Origin of the sequence: Methylocystis bryophila (genome assembly GCF_027925445.1) — a bacterium.
Classification (GTDB): domain Bacteria; phylum Pseudomonadota; class Alphaproteobacteria; order Rhizobiales; family Beijerinckiaceae; genus Methylocystis; species Methylocystis bryophila.
In genome coordinates this window covers 788051-813351 of sequence record NZ_AP027149.1, presented here as the reverse complement: position 1 = coordinate 813351, position 25301 = coordinate 788051, and the positions used below count along the sequence as shown (strand labels likewise).

Annotated in this window: 22 protein-coding genes; 9 read left to right on the top strand and 13 right to left on the bottom strand. The window is 62.7% G+C overall.

What is annotated here, in order from left to right:
- Nucleotides 1–39: 39 nt before the first annotated feature.
- The gene (locus QMG80_RS03770) at nucleotides 40–270 is read left to right on the top strand and encodes a helix-turn-helix domain-containing protein (protein ID WP_245299879.1); all 231 of its coding nucleotides are present in this window, start codon (nucleotides 40–42) and stop codon (nucleotides 268–270) included.
- A 638-nt stretch (nucleotides 271–908) separates the two neighbouring features.
- Here QMG80_RS03770 and QMG80_RS03765 read toward each other — a convergent pair.
- Nucleotides 909–2924: a hypothetical protein gene (locus tag QMG80_RS03765; RefSeq protein WP_085771595.1), complete on the bottom strand. Its 2016-nt coding sequence runs from the start codon at nucleotides 2922–2924 to the stop codon at nucleotides 909–911.
- Nucleotides 2925–3076: 152 nt separating this feature from the next.
- On the opposite strand from QMG80_RS03765, the gene QMG80_RS03760 reads away from it, so the two are divergent.
- Both QMG80_RS03760 and QMG80_RS03755 read left to right on the top strand, forming a co-directional pair.
- The gene (locus QMG80_RS03760; protein WP_158658707.1) at nucleotides 3077–3253 is read left to right on the top strand and encodes a hypothetical protein; all 177 of its coding nucleotides are present in this window, start codon (nucleotides 3077–3079) and stop codon (nucleotides 3251–3253) included.
- A 950-nt stretch (nucleotides 3254–4203) separates the two neighbouring features.
- Nucleotides 4204–5271, top strand: coding sequence for an acyltransferase family protein (locus QMG80_RS03755; protein WP_085771594.1), 1068 nt, complete (start codon nucleotides 4204–4206; stop codon nucleotides 5269–5271).
- A 100-nt stretch (nucleotides 5272–5371) separates the two neighbouring features.
- Here QMG80_RS03755 and QMG80_RS03750 read toward each other — a convergent pair whose 3' ends face one another.
- On the bottom strand, nucleotides 5372–6259 hold the full coding sequence (locus QMG80_RS03750; RefSeq protein ID WP_085771593.1) for a hypothetical protein: 888 nt from the start codon (nucleotides 6257–6259) through the stop codon (nucleotides 5372–5374).
- Nucleotides 6260–7163: 904 nt separating this feature from the next.
- Here QMG80_RS03750 and QMG80_RS03745 point away from each other — a divergent pair.
- Both QMG80_RS03745 and QMG80_RS03740 read left to right on the top strand, forming a co-directional pair.
- Complete coding sequence (locus tag QMG80_RS03745) at nucleotides 7164–7850, top strand: COG3904 family protein (protein WP_085771591.1); 687 nt, start codon at nucleotides 7164–7166, stop codon at nucleotides 7848–7850.
- A gap of 156 nt (nucleotides 7851–8006) precedes the next feature.
- Complete coding sequence (locus QMG80_RS03740) at nucleotides 8007–9542, top strand: acyl-CoA carboxylase subunit beta (RefSeq protein WP_085771590.1); 1536 nt, start codon at nucleotides 8007–8009, stop codon at nucleotides 9540–9542.
- Between the two features lie 70 nt (nucleotides 9543–9612).
- Here QMG80_RS03740 and QMG80_RS03735 read toward each other — a convergent pair whose 3' ends face one another.
- From QMG80_RS03735 to xth, 4 genes are all read right to left on the bottom strand, one after another.
- Entirely contained in the window at nucleotides 9613–10224 is a 612-nt protein-coding gene (locus QMG80_RS03735; protein ID WP_085771589.1) for a LysE family translocator, read from the bottom strand.
- 14 nt (nucleotides 10225–10238) lie between these two features.
- Nucleotides 10239–10847 carry a 2-hydroxychromene-2-carboxylate isomerase gene (locus QMG80_RS03730; protein WP_342586542.1) on the bottom strand — a complete coding sequence of 203 codons (609 nt, stop codon included), beginning with the start codon at nucleotides 10845–10847 and terminating at the stop codon, nucleotides 10239–10241.
- Between the two features lie 61 nt (nucleotides 10848–10908).
- Nucleotides 10909–11307, bottom strand: a complete 399-nt coding sequence (locus QMG80_RS03725; protein ID WP_158658705.1) for a hypothetical protein — start codon at nucleotides 11305–11307, stop codon at nucleotides 10909–10911.
- A gap of 237 nt (nucleotides 11308–11544) precedes the next feature.
- Entirely contained in the window at nucleotides 11545–12324 is a 780-nt protein-coding gene (xth, locus tag QMG80_RS03720; RefSeq protein ID WP_085771587.1) for an exodeoxyribonuclease III, read from the bottom strand.
- A gap of 457 nt (nucleotides 12325–12781) precedes the next feature.
- Between xth and odhB the strand changes: the two genes are divergently transcribed.
- The gene (odhB, locus tag QMG80_RS03715; RefSeq protein WP_085773656.1) at nucleotides 12782–14029 is read left to right on the top strand and encodes a 2-oxoglutarate dehydrogenase complex dihydrolipoyllysine-residue succinyltransferase; all 1248 of its coding nucleotides are present in this window, start codon (nucleotides 12782–12784) and stop codon (nucleotides 14027–14029) included.
- Nucleotides 14030–14111: 82 nt separating this feature from the next.
- Here the strand turns inward: odhB and pdxR are convergent, their stop codons facing one another.
- Nucleotides 14112–15605, bottom strand: coding sequence for a MocR-like pyridoxine biosynthesis transcription factor PdxR (gene pdxR / locus QMG80_RS03710; RefSeq protein ID WP_085771586.1), 1494 nt, complete (start codon nucleotides 15603–15605; stop codon nucleotides 14112–14114).
- A 157-nt stretch (nucleotides 15606–15762) separates the two neighbouring features.
- Here pdxR and QMG80_RS03705 point away from each other — a divergent pair, with 157 nt between their 5' ends.
- Nucleotides 15763–16848, top strand: a complete 1086-nt coding sequence (locus QMG80_RS03705; RefSeq protein WP_085771585.1) for a hypothetical protein — start codon at nucleotides 15763–15765, stop codon at nucleotides 16846–16848.
- A 22-nt stretch (nucleotides 16849–16870) separates the two neighbouring features.
- Here QMG80_RS03705 and QMG80_RS03700 read toward each other — a convergent pair whose 3' ends face one another.
- Nucleotides 16871–18118, bottom strand: coding sequence for an MFS transporter (locus QMG80_RS03700; RefSeq protein WP_085771584.1), 1248 nt, complete (start codon nucleotides 18116–18118; stop codon nucleotides 16871–16873).
- A gap of 369 nt (nucleotides 18119–18487) precedes the next feature.
- Between QMG80_RS03700 and QMG80_RS03695 the strand changes: the two genes are divergently transcribed.
- Entirely contained in the window at nucleotides 18488–18757 is a 270-nt protein-coding gene (locus QMG80_RS03695) for a BQ00720 family protein (protein WP_085771583.1), read from the top strand.
- Nucleotides 18758–18921: 164 nt separating this feature from the next.
- On the opposite strand, the gene QMG80_RS03690 is transcribed toward QMG80_RS03695, so the two are convergent.
- From QMG80_RS03690 to QMG80_RS03670, 5 genes are all read right to left on the bottom strand, one after another.
- Nucleotides 18922–19311 carry a F0F1 ATP synthase subunit epsilon gene (locus QMG80_RS03690; protein ID WP_085771582.1) on the bottom strand — a complete coding sequence of 130 codons (390 nt, stop codon included), beginning with the start codon at nucleotides 19309–19311 and terminating at the stop codon, nucleotides 18922–18924.
- A 184-nt stretch (nucleotides 19312–19495) separates the two neighbouring features.
- Entirely contained in the window at nucleotides 19496–20941 is a 1446-nt protein-coding gene (atpD, locus tag QMG80_RS03685; protein ID WP_085771581.1) for a F0F1 ATP synthase subunit beta, read from the bottom strand.
- A 19-nt stretch (nucleotides 20942–20960) separates the two neighbouring features.
- Nucleotides 20961–21845, bottom strand: coding sequence for a F0F1 ATP synthase subunit gamma (locus QMG80_RS03680; protein ID WP_085771580.1), 885 nt, complete (start codon nucleotides 21843–21845; stop codon nucleotides 20961–20963).
- Nucleotides 21846–21948: 103 nt separating this feature from the next.
- Nucleotides 21949–23481, bottom strand: a complete 1533-nt coding sequence (gene atpA / locus QMG80_RS03675) for a F0F1 ATP synthase subunit alpha (RefSeq protein ID WP_085771579.1) — start codon at nucleotides 23479–23481, stop codon at nucleotides 21949–21951.
- Nucleotides 23481–24044 carry a F0F1 ATP synthase subunit delta gene (locus tag QMG80_RS03670; protein WP_085771578.1) on the bottom strand — a complete coding sequence of 188 codons (564 nt, stop codon included), beginning with the start codon at nucleotides 24042–24044 and terminating at the stop codon, nucleotides 23481–23483. The genes atpA and QMG80_RS03670 overlap by 1 nt, the downstream gene beginning before the upstream one ends.
- 308 nt (nucleotides 24045–24352) lie before the next feature.
- Here QMG80_RS03670 and QMG80_RS03665 point away from each other — a divergent pair, with 308 nt between their 5' ends.
- Nucleotides 24353–25231 carry an S-methyl-5'-thioadenosine phosphorylase gene (locus QMG80_RS03665; RefSeq protein ID WP_085771577.1) on the top strand — a complete coding sequence of 293 codons (879 nt, stop codon included), beginning with the start codon at nucleotides 24353–24355 and terminating at the stop codon, nucleotides 25229–25231.
- The last annotated feature ends 70 nt before the right edge of the window (nucleotides 25232–25301 follow it).

Sequence of the window (25301 nt, the reverse complement as noted above, 5' to 3'; positions counted from 1 at the left end):
AGCATCCCTCTCACCTCCGAAATCATCCGCGCCGGCAGGATGCTACTCCGTTGGGATCAAAAGACTCTCGCCGAGGCGGCGGGCGTCTCTCATGTTACGGTGCGCCGGCTCGAAGCTAAGCCCGGGCCCCTGGCTGCTGGGCCGTCCACCATCATCAAGCTTCGCTCAGCCCTCGAATCGGCCGGCATCGTCTTCGTCGAGGATGACGGGGAAGGGCACGGGTTGAGGCTGAGAAAGGCGCAGTGGCGCCGGATCCTCGAGGGCAATTGAGCCCTTGGAGCGCGATGCGAAAAAGTGGGAAGCGGTTTTTCCGCGCAAATCGCGCTCTAAATCTTTAGAATCGATGACATTTTCTGCGTTCAAGGCATTCCGCCGGAACGCAGCGTGGTCTAGGGCGCATGTTCCGGCTGCGCGCCGGGAACCGCGCTCACAGGGTTGCTCGACTAGTGATTCCGCGGGGGCGCCCATAAGCGCTACGGTTGATTCGAGCTGTCGGCATGGGATCGAGCCGACTCTAGAGCGTGTCCCGGAAAATTGCGAAGCGGTTTCCGGTCATGACATGCTCCAACCTTTTGATTTGGCGTGATTCCTTATCGCTCGAAGGATTCCATTCGAGCGGGAAACGCGCCAGGAGAGTTTTGGCAGGGAATCCGAACGGACCCTAAGCAAAAGCGACGGTCGACTTCGTTGCGCGGCTTAGTCCGCCGCGATCAAATCCGCAAGCCGCTCCTCATGCTGCTTCCCGACAACAAGCAAAGCGTGGCCGAGAACCTTCGGATCGCAGCCCGCTGGACACGCGGAGCGTCCAGCGGGCTGCAACTCGCGACAATCCGTGGCGTGACGGCGGTTCCGGACAGCTTCACCGCGTTTCGAAGCCGCGAATCTGTCCTCTCCGCCGTCACGACGTGTCACTGGATTTGGTATATTTTGACTTGATAATTGTCGCCGTTCGCGGCGAACTTGTCAGTGAATTGCGCCGCGCTATTCAAGGTGAACGTCGAGCCGAGGCTCGTATTGGCGCTGTCGTAGCGAGAGTTGCTGTCGTAGACCACCTTCGCCGTCTTGCCCGCAAGACCCGTCAGCGTGAAGGTGAACGCCGCCGAACCGTTACGATCCGGCTGCGCGATGAGATAGGTTGCGCCACTGTAGCTCTTGACCAACGCCGACGCCGGAACCGTCGATGTTCCCGTCGTGATGGTGAGGATCCCGTTCGAGCAGGACGTGGTGTAATTGGCGTAGGCCATGCCCGTGTTCATCGTGCATCTGCCGACCGTCGGGGAATTGAGCACCTGCGCGAAGGATTTGAGGTTTGAGTTGATGTAGGTGACGTTCGCCTGCGCCGCGAGCGCGCCGACGCTACCGCCCTGTCCCATGCAGTAGGCAAAACTGGCCGTTGTGTCCTCGCAGAAATATTCGATCCCGGCCGCGCCGTTGATGATGCTCATCCAGACCTCGGCGTTGACGAGATTGGCGGGCGCACGCTGATAGATCGTCCACGACCCGTTCGTGCAGGTGTTGGTCGATGTGTTGCATGTAAAGCCGTTGCCGCTTCCACCAAAGCCGAGCGCGTCCGACCCAGTCTCAACGAATGCCCAGAAGGGCGCGCCAGCAGGACGCTGCGAGACCATCTGAGCGACAGACCACCCCTGGATCCAAAGCGAGTCGACGGGCGTTCCGGTGCCTGCGGCGTTATAGGTGGTCCAGGGGTTGATGAGAGGATAGGAGTCCATCGATCCAATGGGCATCGCCGCCATGAAATCTGCGTTCAGCGTCCCCGGACACCATCCGGAATTGAACACGTAATCTCCGCTGTTTAGAAAGAAAGGACGCGTGGAGTCATAGCTCTTGAAAATCGCGACTTCGGTCGGGATGCCGCTCATCGGCCATTGCGTGCAGGAGCCGGTCTGCGGCTCGTCGGCCATGACATAGCCGATGATCGTTGACTTGAGCCCTGTGTTTGCGATGAGCGCCTGATAGGACGCGACCGAGTTCACATCCGTGTTGTTGGGGCTGAGGTTGCCGATGCAGCCGCCGATGCAGCTCGGGAGGTTCGTCGCCGAGTTGACCTGCGGAATGAGATAGACTCCCGCGGCGGCGATTTGGGCGAAGAAACCGGTGTTGTCCACGCCGAAGCTCGACGGCCACCATAGTCCGCCCGTATAGCCGTTTAGGTCCAAAAGCGTGTTCATCCCCGTGCCCTTCATGGCCGCCAGGAATGAAGAGTAGCCGGGGATCGTCGTGCGCAGGTCCTGCAGCCACAGAACAGTCGGGAAATAATTGGGGTCCTGCGGGTAATTCTTCCAGGTGGCGGCAGAATAGGACGGCGGGGAACCAGAGCTCGACTGGAGGGAAGCCGAGCAGCTCGCCGTCGTGCCGCCGCCGGACCCAGCGCAGGTCCATGTCCAAGGGCCAGAGCCGGAGACGCTCGACGCCGTGCCCGCGCTACAAAGCCCTGTCGTCGGCGCGGAGGACAGGCTTTGGCCGTTGGCCGGGCCGCAGGCGCCGTTGATGGCGGGCGCGGCCACGGTGATGCCGAGTGTTCCTGACCCCGATCCCCATTTATTCGTGGCCGTTGCGATGAGATTGTAGCTGCCGGAGGGAGGACTGGAGGCGCCGACGGTAACGACGCCCCAGCCTTTCGAGCCCACGGTGATGACGAAATACTGACTTCCCGCTCCAGAAAGCGACCAGGAAGTGGGCGAGACGGTCGCGGTGATCGTGCCCACCGACGAGCCCGGCGCAGGATTTGCCGGTAGGCTGAAATACGCCGAGGTGACAACAGGGGGCGCGCCGGGGAAGACGTTAGCGCCGCCAGCAAGCAGGGGATCGGAAACGAGCGCGAGCCCGAAGAGCGCGAAGATGAAGGCGAGCGCCGTCTTTTTCGCGCGGACCGAGACAAGTTCAATCAAAGATGAGTATGTCATGCGCTTCTCCTTTTCAGAGCGCGTCTCCGGTGATCCTGAGCTGACGCATGCGAGGATTCGGGTCCTGCACGCGTCGGGCGCGGCGCTTCGCAGCGCCTCGTTGACTGCCGCGCGCAGCGCATCCAGGGGACGCGCCGCGAGGGGTCTCTCACGTGATGGAGCGCCCGCTCGAAGCCGAATTCGGGCTTTCGGCGGTGGGACGGTTCATCATCGCCAAGCTTCGCCTCGCATTCGAACTGGCTGGCCTCCTCTTCGTCAAAGAGGATGGGAAAGGGCGCAGCTCGAGGCTGACAGGGGCGGTGCGGCGCCTGATTCTCGAGGGGAACTGAGCCTTCGGGAACCCATGTTCGGGCTGCACGCGGGGAGACCGTCGGGCATGCTCGACGAGCCATGCCGCTTGGATCGGCATAGATTCTATTGATGATGGGAGCTGGCGGCATGGGACCGGCCTGCGCCAGGAGAGTCTGGACAAGGAACCCAGTCAGGCCGAACGAAGCGGGCTTCGGCACGTAAAAACGTCGTTAAAATATGTCTCGGAGAAACCTGCATAGGCGAACTCGCTCAGGATCCTGGCAAGCATGTCTGCCATGACGACGACGTACTTTTACGTACCGTCGCATTGTGAAAGTACGTACCGCCTTTTACGTACTGCGGGAAGTACGTACCGCCCTATTGTGGCAGGACTGTGGCAGCGGAACCTGCGCAGAAATATTTTCGCTGTGGGACCGGCTGTTAGGCTTGGACGGGTCGCCTAAGCCGCCCTGCGACGAACGGCGGCTGAATGAGACTGCCATGATCTCGACCCTGCATCCGCTACGAGCGGACGAGTTCTTGGCGAGATTTCCGCGTTTCGAAGATAATCGGGCCACCAACAGGCTACGCGCGCGAATAACTGTTGCGGGAGCGGCGTTTGCTGACGACCCCTTCCCAGCCGCCTATTTTTTGGCGGAGCGACCATCGGCAAGGGAATTGCTTAACAGATAATTTCCGACTAAGGGGTGCTCGATTCTACGGAACCAGTCAAAACCCCAGAATCTCGAATTTTAGAGCATAAATCGCTCAAGGCCCCTGGCAAACCCGCTTTCGCCCTTGGCGATTTCGACGCGGGCGGCCACAAAACAAAGAGCCCATTGCGGACCCTTTCCGTTCAGATCCTCTTGAACGGGAGACCGTTGGAGTGTCCTACGACTGCTGCGGTCCCGGCAGATCAGAGGGAGAACCCTCCTTTTCGCGAAGGATTTCTCAACCTGCGCTTGGACGGCAAAAATGGATTAAAGACATGGATGAAAGCTCGAATCCGCGTGTCATGAGCACGCCGCGCCTTCCTGCGATCGAGGCTTTGCGCGTTATTGCAGCCATTGGAATTGTCTGGTTTCATTCTGGCGCGCCTGGTCATGAATTCGCCTATACCGGCCTGAGTTTTTTTCTAATTGTTTCTCTTTATTTTGAAACACGAAGAGCGCTCCCAATCAATTCTGTTTTACAGAACGCGGTAACGCGCTATATTATTCCTTGGTTTTTTTGGTTTCTATTTTATGGAATTTTTCGACTGGCAGCCCATGTGCCCTTTTTTCCGCCCTCCTATGGCAGCGCTCCGCCTCTGCTAAAGATTCTCGCGGGGACGAGCATCCATCTTTGGTACATACCGTATGTTGTATTAATAACAATTACTATGTCCATCGCTATAAATTTGACTTCTAGGAAGATTGTTTTCGCATGCTCTACTGCCGCATTTTTCATCGTTATCCCCTGGATCTCATTTGGATGGATTCCCGGAGCCGAACTATACCCACCGCTACCTCAATACATCCAAGCGCTGCCGGCAGCTTTACTTGGAATAATGTTTGGAAGTTCTCAGAACGGATCCCTTCCACGTTCGTTTGTAATCGCCTTATTGGCGGCTCTACTCATCGCAGGTTGGACCTGTCCGCTCGCTTTCGGGTTTCAGGATGCACTTGCCGCCGTCCTGTTGCTTGGCGCGCTTGCTACCCGCAGTAATACGCAAGGATCCAGTTCTCTTAGAATCCTTTCCCGTTTGACTTATGGTGTGTATCTTGTTCATCCATTCTTTCTAAGTGTGTCCAGAAAGCTGCTCTCGAGTTCAGATACATTGGTTGCAGTGTATGCGTGCACAGCTTCCTTTGGCGCCACCTGGGTTGCGCAGCGTTACGCGACGCGTTTCTACGATCAAATGGAACCCGGGCGCCTCGCCCTTCGACTCGTTCATCGGCTTCGTCATGAGGGCGTGAAGAATGGAGCGCAACCTTCTGACAATTTGCGAGAATTGGTAGATTCCGTCGAAGCAAGTCCAACGTCGTCCGACGAATGCGGGGCAGACCGGCGCTAATCATCTGCCCCGCCCCGGGCTCGAGTGGCCCAGGTCTCGAGCGCAGCCTTGTCGACGGCGTCCGTTCCACCAATCAGGCGCTGTCGGGCTCATGGCTTTCTCAGGGGCGGCCGAACAGCGCTGCCTCCGAAAAAGCGAGATCGCCAAATCTGGGGAGCGCCGGGCCCTTGATATATTTTCCCATGACAACAGGGGAATATTCGCCCACGAGGTCGGGGATCGGATGATTCGCATCCAAGACGACGGAAAACGCGCCTCGAGCCATCAGAGCGCGACCAAGCGGACCCGCATAATGCCGATAGTCTTCGACGCTGCGACAATAGATAAGCTCAAGCGTCGAAAGCAATCGACGCGGGATGCGTCGTCTTAGAAAAACGAAAGGATGGGCCCCCCGCTCTTCCTCCACGACATAGGCGAGACATCCATAATTCGAATGCGCAATTAGAATGTCGCGCTCCTCGCGGGAGAGGTCCGGCCCATAATCCTCGCGCTCATCAAAGCGGCGCGCGCGCGCTTTCCCGATCCGTTGGCGACAGGTCAGGGCGGGGAATGTCAGCATTCGCCCTTCGCAGAAGCGCACGAAACCCTGCGCCTCCATCAGCCGCCACGTATGAGGCGCCGCCGATTCGCTGATGTAAGTCACGTCCTTGTGGCGCACGGCGATGGCGCTGAGAAAGGGGCCGCAGCCGCTAAAGGCCTCGTCTATGCACCAGCTCGAGAGGTTGCAGCGCACGCTAGTCTTGCCGTTCGAGCTCCTTGTCGAGAATATCGTCAAGACGACGCCGACCGGCGCGCCCTGGCTTTCCAGCATGTATCCGAAGCGGGGATAGCCCGTTGGCGCTGGACGCCGCGCGAGGCGATCGAGCCCGCGGTCGAAATATTCGCGGCTGCACGAGGGAAATTTGCGCGCGAGCAAGTCCACGACCAGGGAAAGATCCGACTCGTTGATCTGGCGTGCACGGAGCTGCTGTTGAATCTGGATCGTCATAAACCTACACCATTCCGTGTTCGACGACTTGCTCTAGAGCGCGATACGAAAAAGTGGAAAACCGGTTTTTCGCGCGGATCGCGCTCTAAAGCTTTGGAATCGATCACGTTATCTGCGTTTGAGCGATCCCGCTCGAACGCATCGTGATCTCAGCGCCAGGGCAAGCGTTCGACAAAGTATAGCGCGCTGCTTGCGTTCCTTGAGTCGCAGTATTAATGGATTTCGGCCGCGACGGAAAGTCACTATCAATTCGGGGAAATCCTTGAAGAAACTGTTGATTAGGAAACTATTGATCGCTCGAAGCTTGGCCTGCGCGTTATAATCGAGGCGGCGCCCATAAAGATCTCAGCCAGGCGCGGCGGCGAAGGCCGACTCCAGCCACAAGAGGCTCGCCGTCCAGGCCGCAGCGCCTCGCGGCTTCGATCCCAGACGCGGTTTCTCGTGGCCTGCCGTTCCCCTAGAGCGGCAGAGGCTATTGGCGGCGAGATGTTTTGGCCTTGCCGGGCGCATAACCAAATTGACGCTGGCAAGCGGGGCTTATCGAGCGAATGTGCCTTTGGAGACAGGCTTCGATGGCCGCAGTATCAGGCACGTCATCCGAGCAAAGGCGGAAAGCGTCGTCTTGGCAGGCCGCTCGCTGCTCGGCCGTGCCGGCGGCCCAGGCCGCCGGAGCGATGAGCGACGCGAGGATCGTGACGAGCGTGAAGAGCCTGTTCCTGTTCATGCGCCCGGATCCCGCTGAATTCTGGGAAGCGAGTACCACGGTCGAGCTCAACTGACAAGTTCATGCTAGCTTCGTCCTATGCGCCGAGGGGCTTGCTGATTCCAGCGCGCAGAACGCTCTTCACCCCGTCGCCGCGACGCATTAGGATGGTTTAATCTTTAAGCTTGGGGCGGGTTCATCATGGGAAGCATCGGCGCCGACGTATTCCGTCGGCTTGCGACGGGGCTCAGCCTCTTCGCCCTTCTGACGGCTAGTCTTCCGGCGAGGGCGGGGGACACGATGAGCTTCTCGCTCGTCTCGATCGACTCGCCGAATTGCCGCGGCGGTTGCCCGCAAGTGATCTCGGCGCAGGGGCAGATCGACGACGGGACCGCCCAGAGCCTTCTGGAGTTCCTCCAGCAGAACGGGGGCGGAGCGCGCCGCGTCCTACTGCTCGATTCGCCCGGCGGCCATGTCCAGGCGGCGATGGAGCTCGGGGCGACGATCCGCCGTCTCGGCATGGCGGTGGTGGTGGCGCGTCCGGGGAGCGGCCAGGCCTATGACGGCGCCCTGCCGGCGGGCGTCTGTTACTCCGCCTGCGTTTACGCGCTCATGGGCGGCAAGAAGCGGGTCATCCCGCCGCAAAGTCGCGTCGGCCTCCACCGCATGTACAACTACAACACGAGCTTCGACGCCGCGCAGGGCGGCTTCGTCAACGAGCGCTATTACGACGATGGCGGCATGCGCCGGAAGCTCTCCAATTACGCGCGACGCATGGGCGTCGACAGCGGGCTCATCGACTCGGCGGAGCGCGGCTCGTCGGACCAGGTCCATGTGCTGACGCGCGCCGAGATCCAACGCTGGCGCCTCGCCTCGCAGCGGCTTTGAGATGGGTCGCGCCTAAATCCTATCCCGAACGGGCAAGCCCTCCTCGACCCGCGGCGCGCGGCGAGGAGATTCCTTAGCCGTTGAAATGGCCTTCGATCGACAATCCCCAAAATGCGCCTGCCTAATCTGGCTGCGGCGCAATGCAGAGCGTGAAAAATGAAGCATATTCTCGACAAGCTGCAAGAAAGAAGAGACTCCGCCCAGCTCGGCGGCGGCAAGAAGCGCATCGACGCGCAGCACGGCCGAGGCAAGCTCACGGCGCGCGAGCGCATCGAGCTCTTGCTCGATCACGGCTCCTTCGAGGAGTTCGACATGTTCGTGCAGCATCGCTGCACCGATTTCGGCATGGACGAGGGCGAGAAGATCTCCGGCGACGGCGTCGTGACCGGATGGGGCACGGTCAACGGACGGCCCATCTTCGTCTTCGCCAAGGACTTCACGGTTTTCGGCGGCTCGCTCTCCGAGACGCACGCCCAAAAGATCACCAAGCTGCAGGACATGGCGCTCAAGAACCGCTCGCCGATCATCGGGCTGTTCGACGCCGGCGGCGCGCGCATTCAGGAGGGCGTCGCGGCGCTCGGAGGCTATGGCGAGGTCTTTCAGCGCAACGTGCTAGCCTCCGGCGTCATCCCACAAATTTCCGTGATCATGGGACCCTGCGCCGGCGGCGACGTCTATTCGCCGGCAATGACCGACTTCATCTTCATGGTGCGCGACACGAGCTATATGTTCGTGACCGGCCCGGACGTCGTGAAGACCGTGACCAACGAGATCGTCACGGCCGAGGAGCTCGGCGGGGCCTCGGTGCACACGACCAAGAGCTCGATCGCCGACAAGGCCTATGACAATGACGTCGAGGCGCTCCTGCAGATGCGGCGGCTGCTCGATTTCTTGCCCTCGTCGAACAGCGACGAGCTGCCGGAATGGCCGAGCTTCGACGATTCCGAGCGGATCGACCATTCGCTCGACACGCTGATCCCGGACAATCCCAACAAGCCCTATGACATCAAGGAGCTGATCCTGAAGGTCGTGGACGAGAGCGACTTCTTCGAGATCCAGGAGACCCACGCGAAGAACATCGTCGTGGGCTTCGGGCGCATCGAAGGCCGCACGGTCGGCTTCGTGGCGAACCAGCCGATGGTGCTCGCCGGCGTGCTCGACATCGACGCGTCGAAGAAAGCCGCGCGCTTCGTGCGTTTCTGCGACTGCTTCAACATTCCGATCGTGACCTTCGTCGACGTGCCGGGCTTCCTGCCGGGCACGGCGCAGGAATATGGCGGGCTCATCAAGCACGGCGCGAAGCTCCTCTTCGCCTATGCCGAAGCGACCGTGCCGAAAGTGACGCTCATCACGCGCAAGGCTTTCGGCGGCGCCTATGACGTCATGGCTTCAAAGCACCTGCGCGGCGACGTGAACTACGCCTGGCCCACAGCGCAGATCGCCGTGATGGGCGCGAAGGGCGCGGTGGAGATCATTTTCCGCTCCGAAATCGGCGATCCGCAAAAAATCGCGCAGCGCACGAAGTCCTATGAGGATCGCTTCCTCTCGCCATTTGTGGCCGCCGAGCGTGGCTATATCGACGAGGTGATCATGCCGAGCGCCACGCGAAAGCGCATCGCCCGCGCGCTCGCGCTGCTGCGCCACAAGCAGCTCGAGAACCCCTGGAAGAAGCACGACAATATTCCGCTGTAGGGGCTTTGCATCCGCGAGACCGTTGAGGCGCCCCCCGGGCAATTCTGCCTGGGGCCAAGCCTCTCGCGCTTCAGGGCCTGCGCGCCAGCGCGAGCCCCACGCCGGCGCCCAGAAGCAGGCCGCCGGTAAGGCGGTTGCGCAGCGCCTGCCGGCGGGTCAGCGCTCCGCGAAGTCGATGGGCCAACAGCGCCCACATTGAATCGGAAAACATTGCCAGGGCGAGAAAGCTTCCCGCGAGCAATACGAGCTGCCCGGTCGACTCAGCTTCAGCGCTTATGAACTGCGGCAGGAAAGCTCCAAAGAACAGAAGCGTCTTCGGATTGGTGAGCGAGACCAGAAATCCCCGCAGGGCCGCGCGCCTGGAGTCTGCTTGCGCTCGGGTCCGCGCGAGATCGACGGGCGGAGCGCGCCAGGTCTTCACGCCGAGATAGACGAGATAAGCGACGCCGATCCAGCGCAGCATTTCAAACCCCTCCGCTAGGAACGACAAAGCAGCCGAAAGCCCAAGCACGGTCAGAGCGAGCTGAAACAACATCGCCGTGCTCGTTCCCGCGACCGTCCACAGTCCATTGCGCGCGCCATGAGCAAGGCTGTTCGCCACGATGAGCGCGACATTGGGGCCCGGAATCAAGATGAGAACCGTCGCCGTCGCGAGGAATGCAAAATAGAGGTGGAGAGACATTTGAGCGTTTCCTCTTATGTCGACGGGCGTCGCGTCCCTGCAGCCCAGTCCAGCCCCGCGTCCAGTCGGTCATTGCCCCAAAATATCTCGTTATCGGCGGTGACGAGGCAGGGCGCTCCCGGCAAACCGATCTCCGCGGCGCGCGCGCATTCCCGCTTCAGGAGATCTTTGTTCTCGGGGCTTTGCGCCCGCTCCATCACCTCTTCCGGGTCGAGGCCTAGCGAGACGAGCAGCGGCGCAAGCGTCGAAGCCTCGGCGATCGGCCGGCCTTCGCCGAATTCGGCGTGATAGACGCTACGCGAAAACGCCGGCCGCGCCTGCGCGTCGAGCGCGATCGCGATTCGGGTGGCGAGCAGGCTCTGCTGTGGAAAGGGCTCGGGGCGGACCAGCGGCAACGCCAGCGAGGCGCAGATGCGCTCCATGTCACGCCACATGTAGCGGCCCTTCACGGGGTAGATATTAAAGGGCGAGTCGCGCCAGCCTTGCGCGGCGAAAATCGGCCCCAACAAGAACGGACGCCACGTCACCTCTATGCCGCGGGCGGCGGCCAAAGCGCCGATGCGCAGGGCTGCTGGATAGGAATAGGTGCTCGCGAACTCGTACCAGAAGTCGATTGTGCTCATTCCCATCCTCGCGAAGGCCGGAGAGTCGCTTCAGGTCTTGTCGTCTTTTCCCGGCGCGTCCTCACGATCCCGTCTTGCAGCGCACCGGCCCATTATCGAGCTGCAATTCATGGCCGCCCGAATCGATCACGAGCTGACCATCGTAAGCGCCGGTCGCTTTGTTGAGCTGCGCCGAGATAACGAGCCGCACGCGCGAGGAGTCGGACTCATCCACGGCCACGGTAAGAAAATTGCCGTCGCGGAAGCTGAAGAGCGTGACCTTGGACGGATAATCGAGCTCGATTTTTGGCAGATCGCCGAGCTTTACCGGCTTAACGAAGGTCAGAGTCTCGCCGCCCGGGAGCGGGCAGGTGATCGTCTGATGAGATTTTGTCGCCGCTTCCGCGCCTTGCGGCGCAAAGGCCAGAAGGGCGAGCGTCAGGACTGCCGAGACGGAGCGCAAACTTGTCATTGAATGCATGGCGGAGCGTGGCGCGAGAGGACCTTCAGAGCGGAATGAGAGTAGGCCGTTGAAATGCATGGTGGAGCGTCGCGAGTGCTCTCAGCAAAGTCAAGGATCGCCACAGGCCGTCCTTGAGTTTGCTGAGGGCGCTCGCATAATCGCATCCATGCATTCAATGGCGAGGCGCCGCCGAAGTCGGCGCTTGTTTCAGCTCTGTCTGGACTGGGCGAATGCTTGCATCCCCGTATCCGCCCCTCACCCGAACACCGCCCTTATCGGCACGTGGTCCGAGGGCTTTTCCGCCCCGCGCAGTTCCTTATCGATCGCGACGCTCTGCAAACGGTCGGCGGCCTGCGGGGAAAGCAGCAGATGGTCGATCCTCAGGCCCTTGTCCTTCTGCCAGCAGCCGGCCTGATAATCCCAAAAAGTATAGAGCCCCGCGGCGTCGCTCGTTGCGCGCAGCGCCTCGGTGAAGCCGAGGTTCAGGAGCGCGTTGAACCTCGCCCGGGTCTGCGGCAGAAAGAGCGCGTCGCCGACCCAGGCCTTGGGGTCATAGACGTCCTCCGGCGCCGGGATCACATTATAGTCGCCCGCGAGCACGAGCTTCTCCTCGAAAGTGAGCAGCTTTCGCGCATGGGCGGCGAGCGCGTCCATGAAGGCGAGCTTGTAGGGGTATTTCTCGCTCTCGGGCGGGTTGCCGTTCGGCAGATAGATGGACGCGACGCGCCAGACCTCGCCGCTCCCGTCCGTGACGGCGCCTTCGATGTAGCGCGACTGCGGGTCCTCGAAGCCCGGAAGCCCGCGCGACACATCCTCGAGCGGGGTCTTGGTCAAGAGCGCGACGCCGTTCAGCGCCTTCTGCCCGAAGACCGCGACATTATAGCCCGCGTCCTCGATCTCCTGGCGCGGAAAGGCCTCGTCCTGGCATTTGAGCTCCTGCAGCGCGAGGACGTCGGGCTCTTTTTCCTTCAGATAGCCGAGCAGCGCCGGCAGCCGCAGCCGCACGGAATTGACGTTCCAGCTCGCAATGCGCATTGGCGCCCCGTCTCCAGCGCGGCGCCAGATCACGCCGCGTTCAGGCAGAATCGCCTGCACGCAGAAAATGATCGATTCCAGAAGTCTAGAGCGCGCCTTGTGCGTCGCGCACTAGGGCGCCGAGGCGACGATTTAACCCGCTTTCCGATCGAACGGAAACCTAGCGCGTTTCCCGCTCGAACGGAATCGTTCGAGCGATAGGGAATCGCGCAAAGTCAAAAAGTTAGAGCATGTCATGACAGGAAAACCGCTTCGCGCTTTTCCGTGACATGCTCCAGGCGCGCGCCGACGAGGTTTGCGAAAGGGCTGGAGCGACGCGGCAATGCGCCCTAATATTTTCCGCAACGCCGCCAGCGCGCTGTCCGCTCGCACAGCAGAGTTCGAGAAACCGCGCCAGACCAATCAGTTGGAGCGAATTGCGGAGTTCGTTGCCGCGCCGATTCGGAGACCTTTAGAAATGACGGACATCATTACGCCGACGCTGGGCGAATCGGTCACCGAAGCGACTGTCGGCCGCTGGTTCAAGCAGGCCGGCGAAGCCGTACGCATCGACGAGCCCGTGGCCGAGCTCGAGACGGACAAGGTCACGCTCGAGGTTAACGCGCCGGCCGCCGGGGTGCTTTCGGAAATTCTCGCGACCGAGGGCGCGATCGTCGCGCCCGGCGCGCTGCTGGCGCGAATCAGCGAGGGAGCCGCGGCGGCGGCGCCCGCCCCAAAATCGGCGCCTGCGCCGCAGACGGCTCAGCCCGCCCCGCGGGCGCCCGCTCCGGCTGCTCCCGCCTTACCGTCCAGCTCCACGGCCATGCCGCCGTCGCCCGCCGCGCTGAAGACGGCGCTCGACCGCGGCGTCGACCTCTCGACGCTGGAAGGCTCGGGAAAGCGCGGGCAGGTCCTGAAGGGCGATGTGCTCGCAGCGACGGCCGCGCCGCCGGCGCCCGCCGCTCGTCCCACGGCGCCCCCGCCCCGCGCGCCCCTCCCCGCCCCGGCGCCGTCCCTTCGCGGCGAACGCGAGGAGGAGCGCGTTCGGATGAGCCGATTGCGCCAGACGATCGCGCTGCGCCTGAAGGAAGCCCAAAACACCGCCGCCATGCTCACGACCTTCAACGAGGTCGACATGAGCGCGGCGATGGGGCTGAGGAGCCGGTACAAGGACCTTTTCGAGAAAAAGCACGGCGTCAAGCTCGGCTTCATGGGCTTTTTCGTGAAAGCCTGCTGCCGCGCGCTCGAGGAAATTCCCTCGATCAACGCCGAGATCGACGGCTCGGACATCGTCTATAAGCGCTATGTCGACCTTGCCGTCGCGGTCGGGACCGAAAAGGGCCTCGTCACGCCGGTGCTGCGCGACGCCGACCGGCTCGGTTTCGCGGAGATCGAGACGGCGATCGCGGCTCTGGGCGCCAAGGCGCGCGAGAACAGGCTTTCGATCGAGGATCTGCGCGGCGGCACCTTCACGATATCGAATGGCGGCGTCTATGGCTCGCTGATGTCGACGCCCATTCTCAACCCGCCGCAATCGGGCATTTTGGGGATGCATAAGATCGAGCAGCGGCCGGTCGTCGTCGCGGGCAAGATCGAGATCCGCCCGATGATGTATCTCGCGCTTTCCTATGACCACCGCATCGTCGACGGTAAGGAGGCGGTGACCTTCCTCGTGCGCGTCAAGGAGCAGCTCGAGGAGCCGGAGCGCTTGGCGCTCGATCTTTAGATCGCGCTGCGTTCGGGCGAAATGCGCTGAACGCAGTAGTTTGTCGCGCCCGAGCGAGCGACAGCATCTGTGTCACCGCGTCCTATGGGTCGTCGTCACCGACGCCCCGTTTGAGGCGCTCCAGTATTTCGGCGACGCGCGCAACGCCCTCCTCCATCGCGACATTTCCGAAAGCCGCGAACCCAAGAACCAACCCGCTCGGCGCCGGCTCCGACAACCTATACTCCGAGATCGCGCGCGCTTCGATGCCGCCCTGGAGTAAGGCGGCGGCGACGCGTCGATCATCCGCGTCATTCGGAAGAAGCGCTGAAGCATCGAGCCCCGTCGCGATCCGCGGCAGCGTGAGCAGTCCGGATAGACGAGACGCCGCGAACTTCTCCATTTGCCGCGCGCGCTCGCCATAAAGAATTCGCATCTCGCGCAGGTGCCGCGCGAAATGGCCCTCGGCGATGAATTCATGCAGCACGATTTGAGGCAGGAGCGACTGATGACGACTGCTGAGCGACAAAGCCGCGGCAAAAGCGTCGGCGAGTCTGTCGGGGACGACGAGATAGGCGAGGCGCAGCGAGGGGAATAGCAATTTGCTGAACGTGCCCGCATAGATCACGCGATCGTCCTCATCGAGGCTCTTGAGAGGCGCCAGAGGTCTCCCCGTGTAGCGATACTCTCCATCGTAATCGTCTTCGATCACCACGGCATTCGCCGCGCGCGACCATCGTAGCAGCGCCAGACGCCGTTCCAGCGCCATGGACATGCCCAGAGGCGTCTGATGCGCGGGCGTGACGTAAGCCAAGCGGGCGCGCGGGGCCCGCTGAACGCCGACCGACACATCTGCGCCTTCAGCATCAACCGGAACCGCCACGACTTTGGCTCCGGCGGCGGCGAAGATGTCACGGGCGCCCATGTAACCGGGATCTTCCACCCAGACTTCATCGCCCGGATCGAGCAAGAGGCGGGCGCACAGATCCAATCCTTGTTGCGCGCTTCCGAGCATCATGACTTGCTCCGCGTCGCAGGAAACGCGCATCGAGTAACGCAGATGATCTGCGATTGCTTGGCGCAGCGGCCCAAAGCCGCGTGCGTCGCCGCTTTGCAACTGCTGACGTTGAAGCAGGCCTGATCGTCGGGCCGCGATACGATTCCAGACTTTCAGTGGAAACGCGTCAATGTCGGGTTGATGCGGACGAAAGGGGCGCGCGGTCTTGGGCCGGTTGTGAATCGGAAATGGACTCTGCGCGAGCAGCCGACCGCGCCGCGAGAGGAGATTGGGGGAGGCCTTCCTCTCGGGCGTTTGCGACGAAGCGCTCTTCAAGGGCAGCGCTTCCGAAACGAAAGTGCCTTTGCCCACCCTGCCGATCAGATAACCTTCAGCTGTCAGCTGGGCGAAAACGATCAGGACGACGCCTCGGGATACGCCGTGCTGGCGCGCGAAATCCCGACTCGCCGGGAGCCTGGAGCCTGGGGACAGCCGACCGGCCAAAATCGCTTCGCGCAGCTCGCCATAGAGCCAACGTTGGAGCGAGAGATGCGAGGGCCGAGCCGCTATTCCAAACTCTCTTTCTTCCGCGCGGCGCATGGCCAGCCCCCTAAATGGCTCTGTCATTATCTTCTAAATGGCGCTTTACGCAGAGCCATACCACCGTCAATTATCGCAACGCCTCAACGAGCGCAAAAGCGGCGCACTTCAGCTAACGCGCGCTCGGACACCCAATATTCGAAAGGGAGGAAGGACGATGCACGACCCATCGACGCGCGCTTCCTATGTTGAAACGCCGCAACGAACTTCCGGCCGCCTTGCGATGATGGGCTATGAACGCTTCATGGCGCCCCTGGCGGCTCTATTCTATCCGTTCTGGCTCGACGGCTTCCACTTCTGCATTGAGCGATTGAAGATTGCTTCAGCGGTGTCGGCCGCGATGCTTTTTCCATCGGCCCTCGCGCTTCTTGCGCTCGCCGTCGCGACGCCCGCGATTGCCGGGCTCGCCGCGGCGCGCTTGGCCCGAGCGGAGCTCAAGAGCACGGCGCAGTTACGCGCCGCGCGAGTGGCGTTCCTGGCTGTAGCCGCCGTGCCAATCTATACGTTCATCGGCGTGCTATGCTACATGGCCAGCGTATCGGCTCTCGACAAATGGATTGTTTCGGCGCTCTGGATTGTGGCGATAGTTTTGGTCGCCGCGCCTGGCGACGAGCGCCTATCGAGCCGAGCGCTTCCCGCCTCGTCAAGGCCGCGGCTGACGCACCGAGTGCTCGGAGTCGCGATCACGATCTTCGTTCTCGCGCATGTCGCCAATCATCTCTTCGGGCTCGTCGGGCCGAGCGCATACATGGGCGTCATGAAGGCTCTGCGCCATGTTTATCGGTTTCCCTTCTTAGAGCCCGCTCTCCCTCTCATCTTCCTCTCAACAGCTGCTTCTGGGGGCTTTTTGGCGTGGCGCGCAAGCGCGCGGCGCATGGATGGCCTTCGCGCTTTTCAGCTCGCTTCCGGGATCTATCTGTTCTTTTATATCGTCTCCCATCTCAACGCGGTCTTCGTCCTGGCGCGATCCTATCTCAAGATCGATTCGGATTGGGATTTCGCCACGGGAGCGCCCATGGGCTTGATCCAAGACCCTTGGAGCGCTCGTCTCATTCCGCATTATGCATGGGCGGTCTTTTTCGCTCTTGGACATGTGTTCGCGGCGATCCGCACAAATCTGCTCGCGCGCGGCGCTTCGAGAGCATGGGCGGATGGGATGCTGTTCTGGGGTTCGGCCTCCGGCGCTCTCATCACGCTCCTCATCCTCCTCGGAATGTGCGGGTTGCGTCTTAGTTTGGTCTAGCAGGCTGTTGAAGGCTGAATTTCTAATTTCGGGAATCGATCGCCCTCCTCCCATCGGGCGATTTCGCCCTCACGCCGCGTGACCTGGCGGTTGCTGGCGTCGTCTCCGGGAAGAGGAGCAGGGCCATGAGAAGTCCCGCCGCTGCGAAGAGCGCCAAAGCGAGAAAGGCCGTGGGATAGCCGGCTCGTGTGACGATGAACCCGGCCACAGCTTGGCTGCAGGAGCCGCCGACGCCCTGCACGGTTCCGACCACGCCCCGCGCGAGGCTGTAGCGTCCGGTCCCCTCCATCACATCCGCGAGGATGAGAGGCAGCAGGGTTTCGAAAAGCCCGCCCGTCACGCCTTCAAGGGCCTGCAGCAGCAATAGGACCGCCGGGTGGCTGAACCCGGCGCAAAGGGCGCAGCGGATCACAAGCGCGACGAAGGCCGCGATGAGGAGCGGACGGCGGCCGATCTTATTCGCGCGCGTGACCAGCAGGGCCATGAGAATGGTCACGAGCTGCGCGAGGACGATCGATAGGGAGGTGAGGCCCGTCTCCCAGCCGGGATTGGCCAAGGCCAGCTTTTGGGCCACTAGCGGCAGCATGGGCGCGTTAGCGAAGTAGAAAATCGCCGCCGACGCCGCGAAGATGAGCAGCGGGCGATAGGTGAGAAGAGTCCGCCAGTCGGTGGGCTGCTCCTCGCGAGTCGCGCTGGGCTCCAGGCCGCGCGCCCGGGCGTGGTCGATGGCGCGCGCGGGGATCGAGAGCGCCGCCGCGGCGGTCAAGAGGGTGAAGAGCGGCACAAGGTAAAAGGGCGCCTTTTGCGAGACAGTGACCCCGACGACCCCTGCGATCACGGCGATGGAGACATTGCCCGCCTTGTCGAAAGCGGCGTTTCGTCCGAGCCTCCCTGCCAGCGCCTCATGGCCGTAGAGACCCAGGGTGATGGCGGCGATCGCCGGGGCGAAGAGACCGCCAAGGACGGCCATGATGACGTCGGCGGCGAGCACGACCGGAAGGATCGGCCGGTTTGCGATCGCCAGAGCGCAGGCGGACAAAAGAAACGCGCCGAGGATAATGGCCTCGCGCTTTGCATAGGTGCGGTCGATGAAAGCGCCCACGGCCGGATGCGCGGCGACGCCGACGAGGCCGCTGACCATCAATGTGGCGCCGACGGCGAACTGGCTCCAATGCGCGTCGGTGACCAGAAGGACATTGACGTAAGGCCCGAGGCCGCCTCGGACGTCCGCGAGGAAGAAGTTAAGCCCGTCGAGCGCGGTGAAAGCCATGGTCGCGGCGCTCCCCTAGATCCAAAGTTTCGGCGCGCGATTCGCGCGAAAAACAGGTTCCCGCTTTTTCGCATCGCGGCCTAGGCGGCGCCTCGTTCTGCTTCGTCTAATCGCTTGTATCCGCAGATAGCGCGGGTCGGGCCAGCGTCTGGCCCCTCCAGTGTCGTATTGTCGTCGGAGGTGAGTTTCGCTGTTTGTGGCTTCACCCCGGCCGATGCAGCCCCATTCAAGAAGGTCAGGACCCGCTGGAGCGGGACGCGCCGGCGAGGTCTTTAAAATCCAACGATGCCTACGTATTTAATCTTCTAGGCGCGCTGCTTGGGGAGGCGCCGCAAGGGGTGGGCTCATAGAGCCGCCGGGAGATTGGTTATGCAGCCCAAAACCTCATCCGAAACCCGGACTCCGCAGTTGACGCCGGAGCAATTCGCGCATCTCGGCGCGGGTGCGCTGGCCTATGTGCGGACGATGCGGTCCGAGGACGTGACGCGGCTTTATCCGCAGGCGCCGGAGCTGGCCCCAGGGCTCACGGTCTTCGCCCTGCTCTCGGCCGACGGTCAGCCGATCGTGCTCGCCGACACCAAGGAAGGCGCCTTGGGCAGCGCCTATGAAAACCAATTGCTGCCCGTCAGCCTGCACTAAGTCTGCTCCCAGGGAATGGGGAACGGGGATGCGGCCTTCTTAGCTGTCGGCAGCTTTCACGCTTGGAAAGGCCCGTTTTGCGGGCTCCCTAGGCTGGGCGCAGGAGAGGCCCGCCCAGCCGGCGCGCTTCGAACCCTGATCTGACAGGAGAGGCCGTACTCGGGTCACCCGCCAATAGCGGCGCGCAGCTCTTGCAGTTGCTGGAGCTTATCATCCGCGTTGCGCCGCGCCTCGTCGGTTTTGGCGTCGGCGACGTCCTCGCGCGCGTTTTTGATGTCCTGATCCAGCTTGGCCGCGTCGACGTCTCTGATCGCGATGGCCTGCTCGGCGAGGATCGTGAATCCCCTCGCGGAAACATCGGCGAAACCGCCGCGCACGAAAAGCTTCTCGTCGCCGTTGATCGTCACGACGCCGGCTCTGAGAGTCGTCATGACCGGCGCGTGATGCGCGAGCACGGTGAATTGGCCGTCCGACCCCGGCGCGACGACGGATTGCACCTCTCCTGAGAAGAGGAGCTTTTCGGGGGAGACGAGCTCGAAGTGGAATGCTGTCATAGGCGAACCCTCGGGAGGCTTCCCCTTCTCCCTTCGCGGGAGAAGGCGGCCGAAGGCCGGATGAGGGGCCCTCCAACCTCTATTTTGTCCTAGTCTGCGCCCGCCGACCCCTCATCCGTCGCCCTTCGAGGGGCGTCTTCTCCCGCTGGGAGAGAAGGGAGCGCAGACTCGTTTGCGTTCGCGTTTACGCCGCTTCCTTGGCGAGCTTAGCCGCCTTCTCGACGGCTTCGTCGATGGTGCCGACCATATAGAAGGCGGCTTCCGGCAGGTGGTCGTAGTCGCCGTTCACGAGGCCCTTGAAGCCCTTGATCGTATCGGCGAGCGACACGAGCTTGCCGGGCGAGCCGGTGAAGACTTCGGCGACGTGGAAGGGCTGCGACAGGAAGCGCTCGATCTTACGGGCGCGCGCCACGACGAGCTTGTCCTCTTCCGAGAGCTCGTCCATGCCGAGAATGGCGATGATGTCCTGCAGCGACTTATAGCGCTGCAGCGTCGACTGCACTCTGCGCGCGACCTCATAGTGCTCCTCGCCGACGATGGCGGGGGAGAGCATGCGCGAGGTCGAGTCGAGCGGGTCGACGGCCGGATAGATGCCCTTTTCCGCGATGGAGCGCGACAGCACGGTCGTGGCGTCCAGATGCGCGAAGGAAGTCGCGGGCGCGGGGTCGGTCAAGTCGTCGGCCGGGACGTAAATGGCCTGAACCGAGGTGATCGAGCCCTTGGTCGTCGTGGTGATCCGCTCCTGCAGCGCGCCCATGTCCGTCGCAAGCGTTGGCTGATAGCCCACCGCCGAAGGAATACGGCCGAGCAGCGCCGACACTTCCGAGCCCGCTTGCGTGAAGCGGAAGATGTTGTCCACGAAGAACAGCACGTCCTGGCCGCGGTCGCGGAAGTCCTCGGCGACCGTGAGGCCGGAGAGCGCGACGCGCATGCGGGCGCCCGGCGGCTCGTTCATCTGGCCATAGACCAGGGCGCATTTGGAGCCAGCGGTCGAGCCGTTGTTCTCCTTGGGGTCGATGTTGACCTTGGACTCGATCATCTCGTGATAGAGGTCGTTGCCCTCGCGCGTGCGCTCGCCGACGCCCGCGAAGACCGAGTAGCCGCCATGCGCCTTGGCGATGTTGTTGATGAGCTCCATGATCAGCACGGTCTTGCCGACGCCCGCGCCGCCGAAGAGGCCGATCTTGCCGCCTCTCGCGTAAGGAGCAAGCAGATCGACGACCTTGATGCCGGTCTCGAGGATGTGCGCCTCGGTGGCCTGCTCGGCGTAGGAGGGCGCCGGCTGATGGATCGCGCGGCGGGCCTGCGTGTTCAGCGGGCCGGCCTCATCCACCGGCTCGCCGATGACGTTGATGATGCGGCCGAGCGTCTCGTCTCCGACGGGGACCGAGATCGGGGCGCCCGTGTCGGTGACGGCTTGTCCGCGGGTCAGGCCTTCCGACGAGTCCATCGCGATCGCGCGCACGGTGTTCTCGCCCAAATGCTGCGCGACCTCGAGCACGAGGCGCTGCCCCTGGTTCTCGGTCTCAAGCGCGTTCAGGATTTCCGGAAGATTCCCCTCGAAAGCCACGTCGACGACCGCGCCGATGACCTGCGTGATGCGCCCCGTAGCTTGGTTGCCCGTCGCCATTTTACGTCCTCTTTCTTTCTCAGAGCGCCTCGGCGCCCGAAATGATCTCGATGAGTTCCTTGGTGATCATCGCCTGCCGCGAGCGGTTGTACTGCATCGTCTGCTTCTTGATCATGTCGCCGGCGTTGCGCGTCGCGCTGTCCATCGCGCTCATCCGCGCGCCCTGTTCGGAGGCGGCGTTCTCGAGCAGACCGCGGAAGATCTGCACGGAGATGTTGCGCGGCAGGAGATCGGCGAGGATCTCGTCCTGGCCGGGTTCGTATTCATAGGCGGCCTGCGCGCCGGAAGCGGCGGGCGCGTTCTCATTGACCGGGATCTGCGCCGGGATGAGCTGCAGCGCTGTCGGAATCTGCGAGATGACCGATTTGAAGCGCGAGTAGAAGAGCGTCGCAACGTCGAACTGCCCCTCTTCAAACAGCCGGATCACCTTCTTGCCGATCGGATCGGCGTTCTCGAAGCCGATCTGGCGCAGGCCGCGCAGCTCGATCAGCTCGATGATGTCTTTCTCGAACTGTCGGCGAAGCTGGTCGTAGCCCTTCTTGCCGATGCAGAGAATCTTCACGCTCTTGCCCTGGCCCTGAAGGCGTTGGGCATGCTCGCGGGCAAGCCGCACGATGGAGGAGTTGAAGGCCCCGCAGAGCCCGCGCTCGGCGGTCGCGACGACGAGAAGATGCGTGTCGTCCTTCCCATTGCCGCTGAGCAGCGCCGGCGCGCCGCCCGCCGAAATGCCGCCGGCGAGATTGGCCAGCACGCTCTCCATGCGCTCGGCGTAGGGGCGCGCGGCCTCGGCCGCCTGCTGGGCGCGGCGCAGCTTCGCCGCCGCGACCATCTGCATGGCTTTGGTGATCTTCTGCGTCGCCTTGACGGAAGAAATGCGGTTGCGAAGATCCTTCAGCGAGGGCATGGGCGCTCTTCTTTGGAAGCGAGTAGTGAGTAGCGATGAGTGAACAGAGAGGGACGGCGAGGAGTATCTGACTACTCGCCATTCGCCACTCCCTATTCGCCCATCAAGCGAACGCCTTCGCGAAGCCTTCGACGACGCTCTTCAGCTTCGCAGCCGAGTCGTCCGAAAGATCCTTCGACGTGCGGATCGCCTCCAGCAGATCGTTGTGCTGGGTGCGCAGCAGCGTCAGCAGCCCGTCCTCAAACGCCTTGACGCGATTGACCGGCAGCGGATCGAGGTAGCCGTTGACGCCGGCGTAGATCACGCAGCACTGCTCTTCCATCTTGAGCGGAGAGAACTGCGGCTGCTTCAGGAGCTCTGTCAAGCGCGCGCCGCGATTGAGCAAGCGCTGCGTCACCGCGTCGAGGTCGGAGCCGAACTGCGCGAAGGCCGCCATCTCGCGATATTGCGCGAGCTCGCCCTTGATCTTGCCGGCGACCTTCTTGGTCGCCTTCGTCTGGGCGGAGGAGCCCACGCGAGACACGGACAGACCCACGTTCACGGCGGGGCGGATGCCCTGGTAGAAGAGGTCGGTCTCGAGGAAGATCTGGCCGTCGGTGATCGAGATGACGTTCGTCGGGATGTAAGCCGAAACGTCGTTCGCCTGCGTCTCGATGACGGGGAGCGCCGTCAACGAGCCGGCGCCGCGCTCGTCATTGAGCTTGGCTGCGCGCTCCAGAAGACGCGAGTGCAGATAGAACACGTCGCCGGGATAGGCTTCGCGGCCCGGCGGGCGACGCAGCAGCAGCGACATCTGGCGATAGGCGACGGCCTGCTTGGAGAGATCGTCGTAGATGATCACGGCGTGAGCGCCGTTGTCGCGGAAGAACTCGCCCATCGCGCAGCCGGAGAAGGGCGCGAGGAACTGCATCGGCGCCGGGTCCGAGGCCGTCGCCGCGACGATGATCGAATATTCGAGCGCGCCGCGCTCCTCGAGCACCTTCACGAATTGCGCGACGGTCGAGCGCTTCTGGCCGATGGCGACGTAGACGCAGTAGAGCTTCGCCTTCTCGTCCGTGCCCTCGTTGAGCGACTTCTGGTTGAGGATCGTGTCGAGCGCAATCGCGGTCTTGCCGGTCTGGCGGTCGCCGATGATCAGCTCGCGCTGGCCGCGGCCGATCGGGATCAGCGCGTCGACCGCCTTGAGGCCGGTCGCCATGGGCTCATGCACGGACTTGCGCGGAATGATGCCGGGCGCCTTCACATCGACGCGGGCGCGCTTTTCCGTCTTGATCGGACCCTTCCCGTCGATCGGATTGCCGAGCGCGTCGACGACGCGGCCCAGAAGCTCGCGGCCGACCGGAACGTCGACGATGGCGCCCGAGCGCTTGACCGTCTGGCCTTCCTTAATGTCGCGGTCGGAGCCGAAGATCACGACGCCGACATTGTCGCTTTCGAGATTCAGGGCCATGCCGCGCACGCCGTTCTCGAACTCGACGGTTTCGCCGGCCTGGACATTGTCCAGACCATAGACGCGGGCGATGCCGTCGCCCACCGAGAGCACCTGGCCGACCTCGCTGACCTCAGCCTCATTGCCGAAATTGGCGATCTCTTGCTTCAAGATCGCGGAGATTTCCGCGGCGCGGACGTCATGCATCAGCCGACCTCTTTCATGCGTGTTCGAATGGAGTTGAGCTTGGTCCTCAGGGAGGCGTCGACCATCCGCGAGCCAAGCTTGACGATGATGCCGCCGACGATCGTCGGATCGGTTTTAACTTCGAGGCTGACCGCCTTGCCGCCCGCAGCGTTCTGCACGGCGTCGCGCAAGGCGAGCTCCTGCGAGGGGAGAAGCGGTTTGGCCACCGTCGCCTCAACGCGCGTGAGGCCTTTCGCCTGTTCCTCGAGGCGCTGATAGGCGTCGATTATCGAGGGTAGAACGAAAAGACGGCGCTTGGCCGCGACGAGGCGAAGAAAGTTGGCGGCGACGCCCTCGATGTTCGCGTTCTTGAGCAGGGCGTCGAGCGCCTGAAGCTGCTCAGCGGCGGAAAAGGCGGGACTCTGCATCAGCAAACGCAGGTCCGGACTTTCGTCGTAGAACTGCCGGAAGGTTTTCAGCGCCTCCGACACCGCTTCGCTTGCGCCGCGTTCCGTCGCGAGCTCATGCAAGGCGAAAGCATAGCGTCCTGCGACGCTGGAAAGGTCGACTCCTTCTTGAGCCACTTGGCCTTGCTCTTTCAGATCGGCGTCGCTTTTTTGCTCTCCGGACGCGCTTGGGAAACGCGGCCGCGATGCAGCATGGAGCGCTTGAGCGACGGTAAGGTCGGGAGGAGCCCGGACTGCAACGTCCAGGGCTCCGACGCGCGGCTCCCCTAACACAGGCCAATTTGACGTGCAACCCTGCGAAATGGCCAATTCTTGGGCGATCGGGGCCGAGACGAAAATGTCGCGACAGCAAGGTCTGCGCGAGCTATCTAAGGCTCCGATCGCGCCGCAGGTGCGAAGGCGTGCTGAAAACGGGGGAGATCGAGATGACGGCGGCCGTCGTGGGCATCATCGGAGGCTCGGGAGTCTATGACCTCCCCGGCTTGGAGGACGTGCGCGAGGAGCGGATTGACACGCCCTGGGGCGCGCCCTCCGACGCGTTGCGCTTCGGACGCATCGGCAAAACAAACGCCGTGTTTCTGCCGCGCCACGGGCGCGGTCATGCGTTTTCGCCTTCCGGCATCAATTATCGCGCGAATATCGACGCGCTGAAACGCGTCGGGGTCACAGACATCGTGTCGGTCTCCGCCTGCGGCTCCTTTCGGGCGGAACTCTATCCCGGACTCTTCGTCCTCGTGGATCAGTTCGTCGACCGCACCTTCTCGCGCGCCTCCTCCTTTTTCGGCGACGGCTGCGTCGCGCATGTCTCCATGGCGCACCCAGTCGCGCCACAGCTCGCCGAGCGCATTCATGCGGCGGCGCAGGCCGAAGAGGTGGCCTGCGTTGCGGGCGGGACTTACGTTTGCATCGAAGGACCGCAATTCTCGACCTACGCGGAATCGCTGACCTACAAGAACGCGGGCTATGACGTCATCGGCATGACCGCGTTGCCGGAGGCCAAGCTCGCCCGCGAGGCGGAGATCTCTTATGCGACGATCGCAATGGTGACCGATTTCGATTGCTGGCATCCAGAACACGACAATGTCGACGTGGCCGCCGTGATCGATGTCGTGAAGAAGAACGCCGCGAGCGCGAGCCGGCTGCTCGCGCGGCTGCTGCACGATTTCCCCGAGACGCATGAGCCCTGCCCCATCGGCTCCGACCGCGCGCTCGACAATGCGATCATCACCGCGCCCGAAGCGCGCGACGCGGCGCTGCTGAAAAAGCTCGACGCCGTCATGGGACGGCTGAATCGCGCAAGGTGAACGCGCTCTGCGCGATGGCGCCCATGCGCTGACACAGCGCCCTTCGAGACGCGCCCTCAGGGCGCTCCTC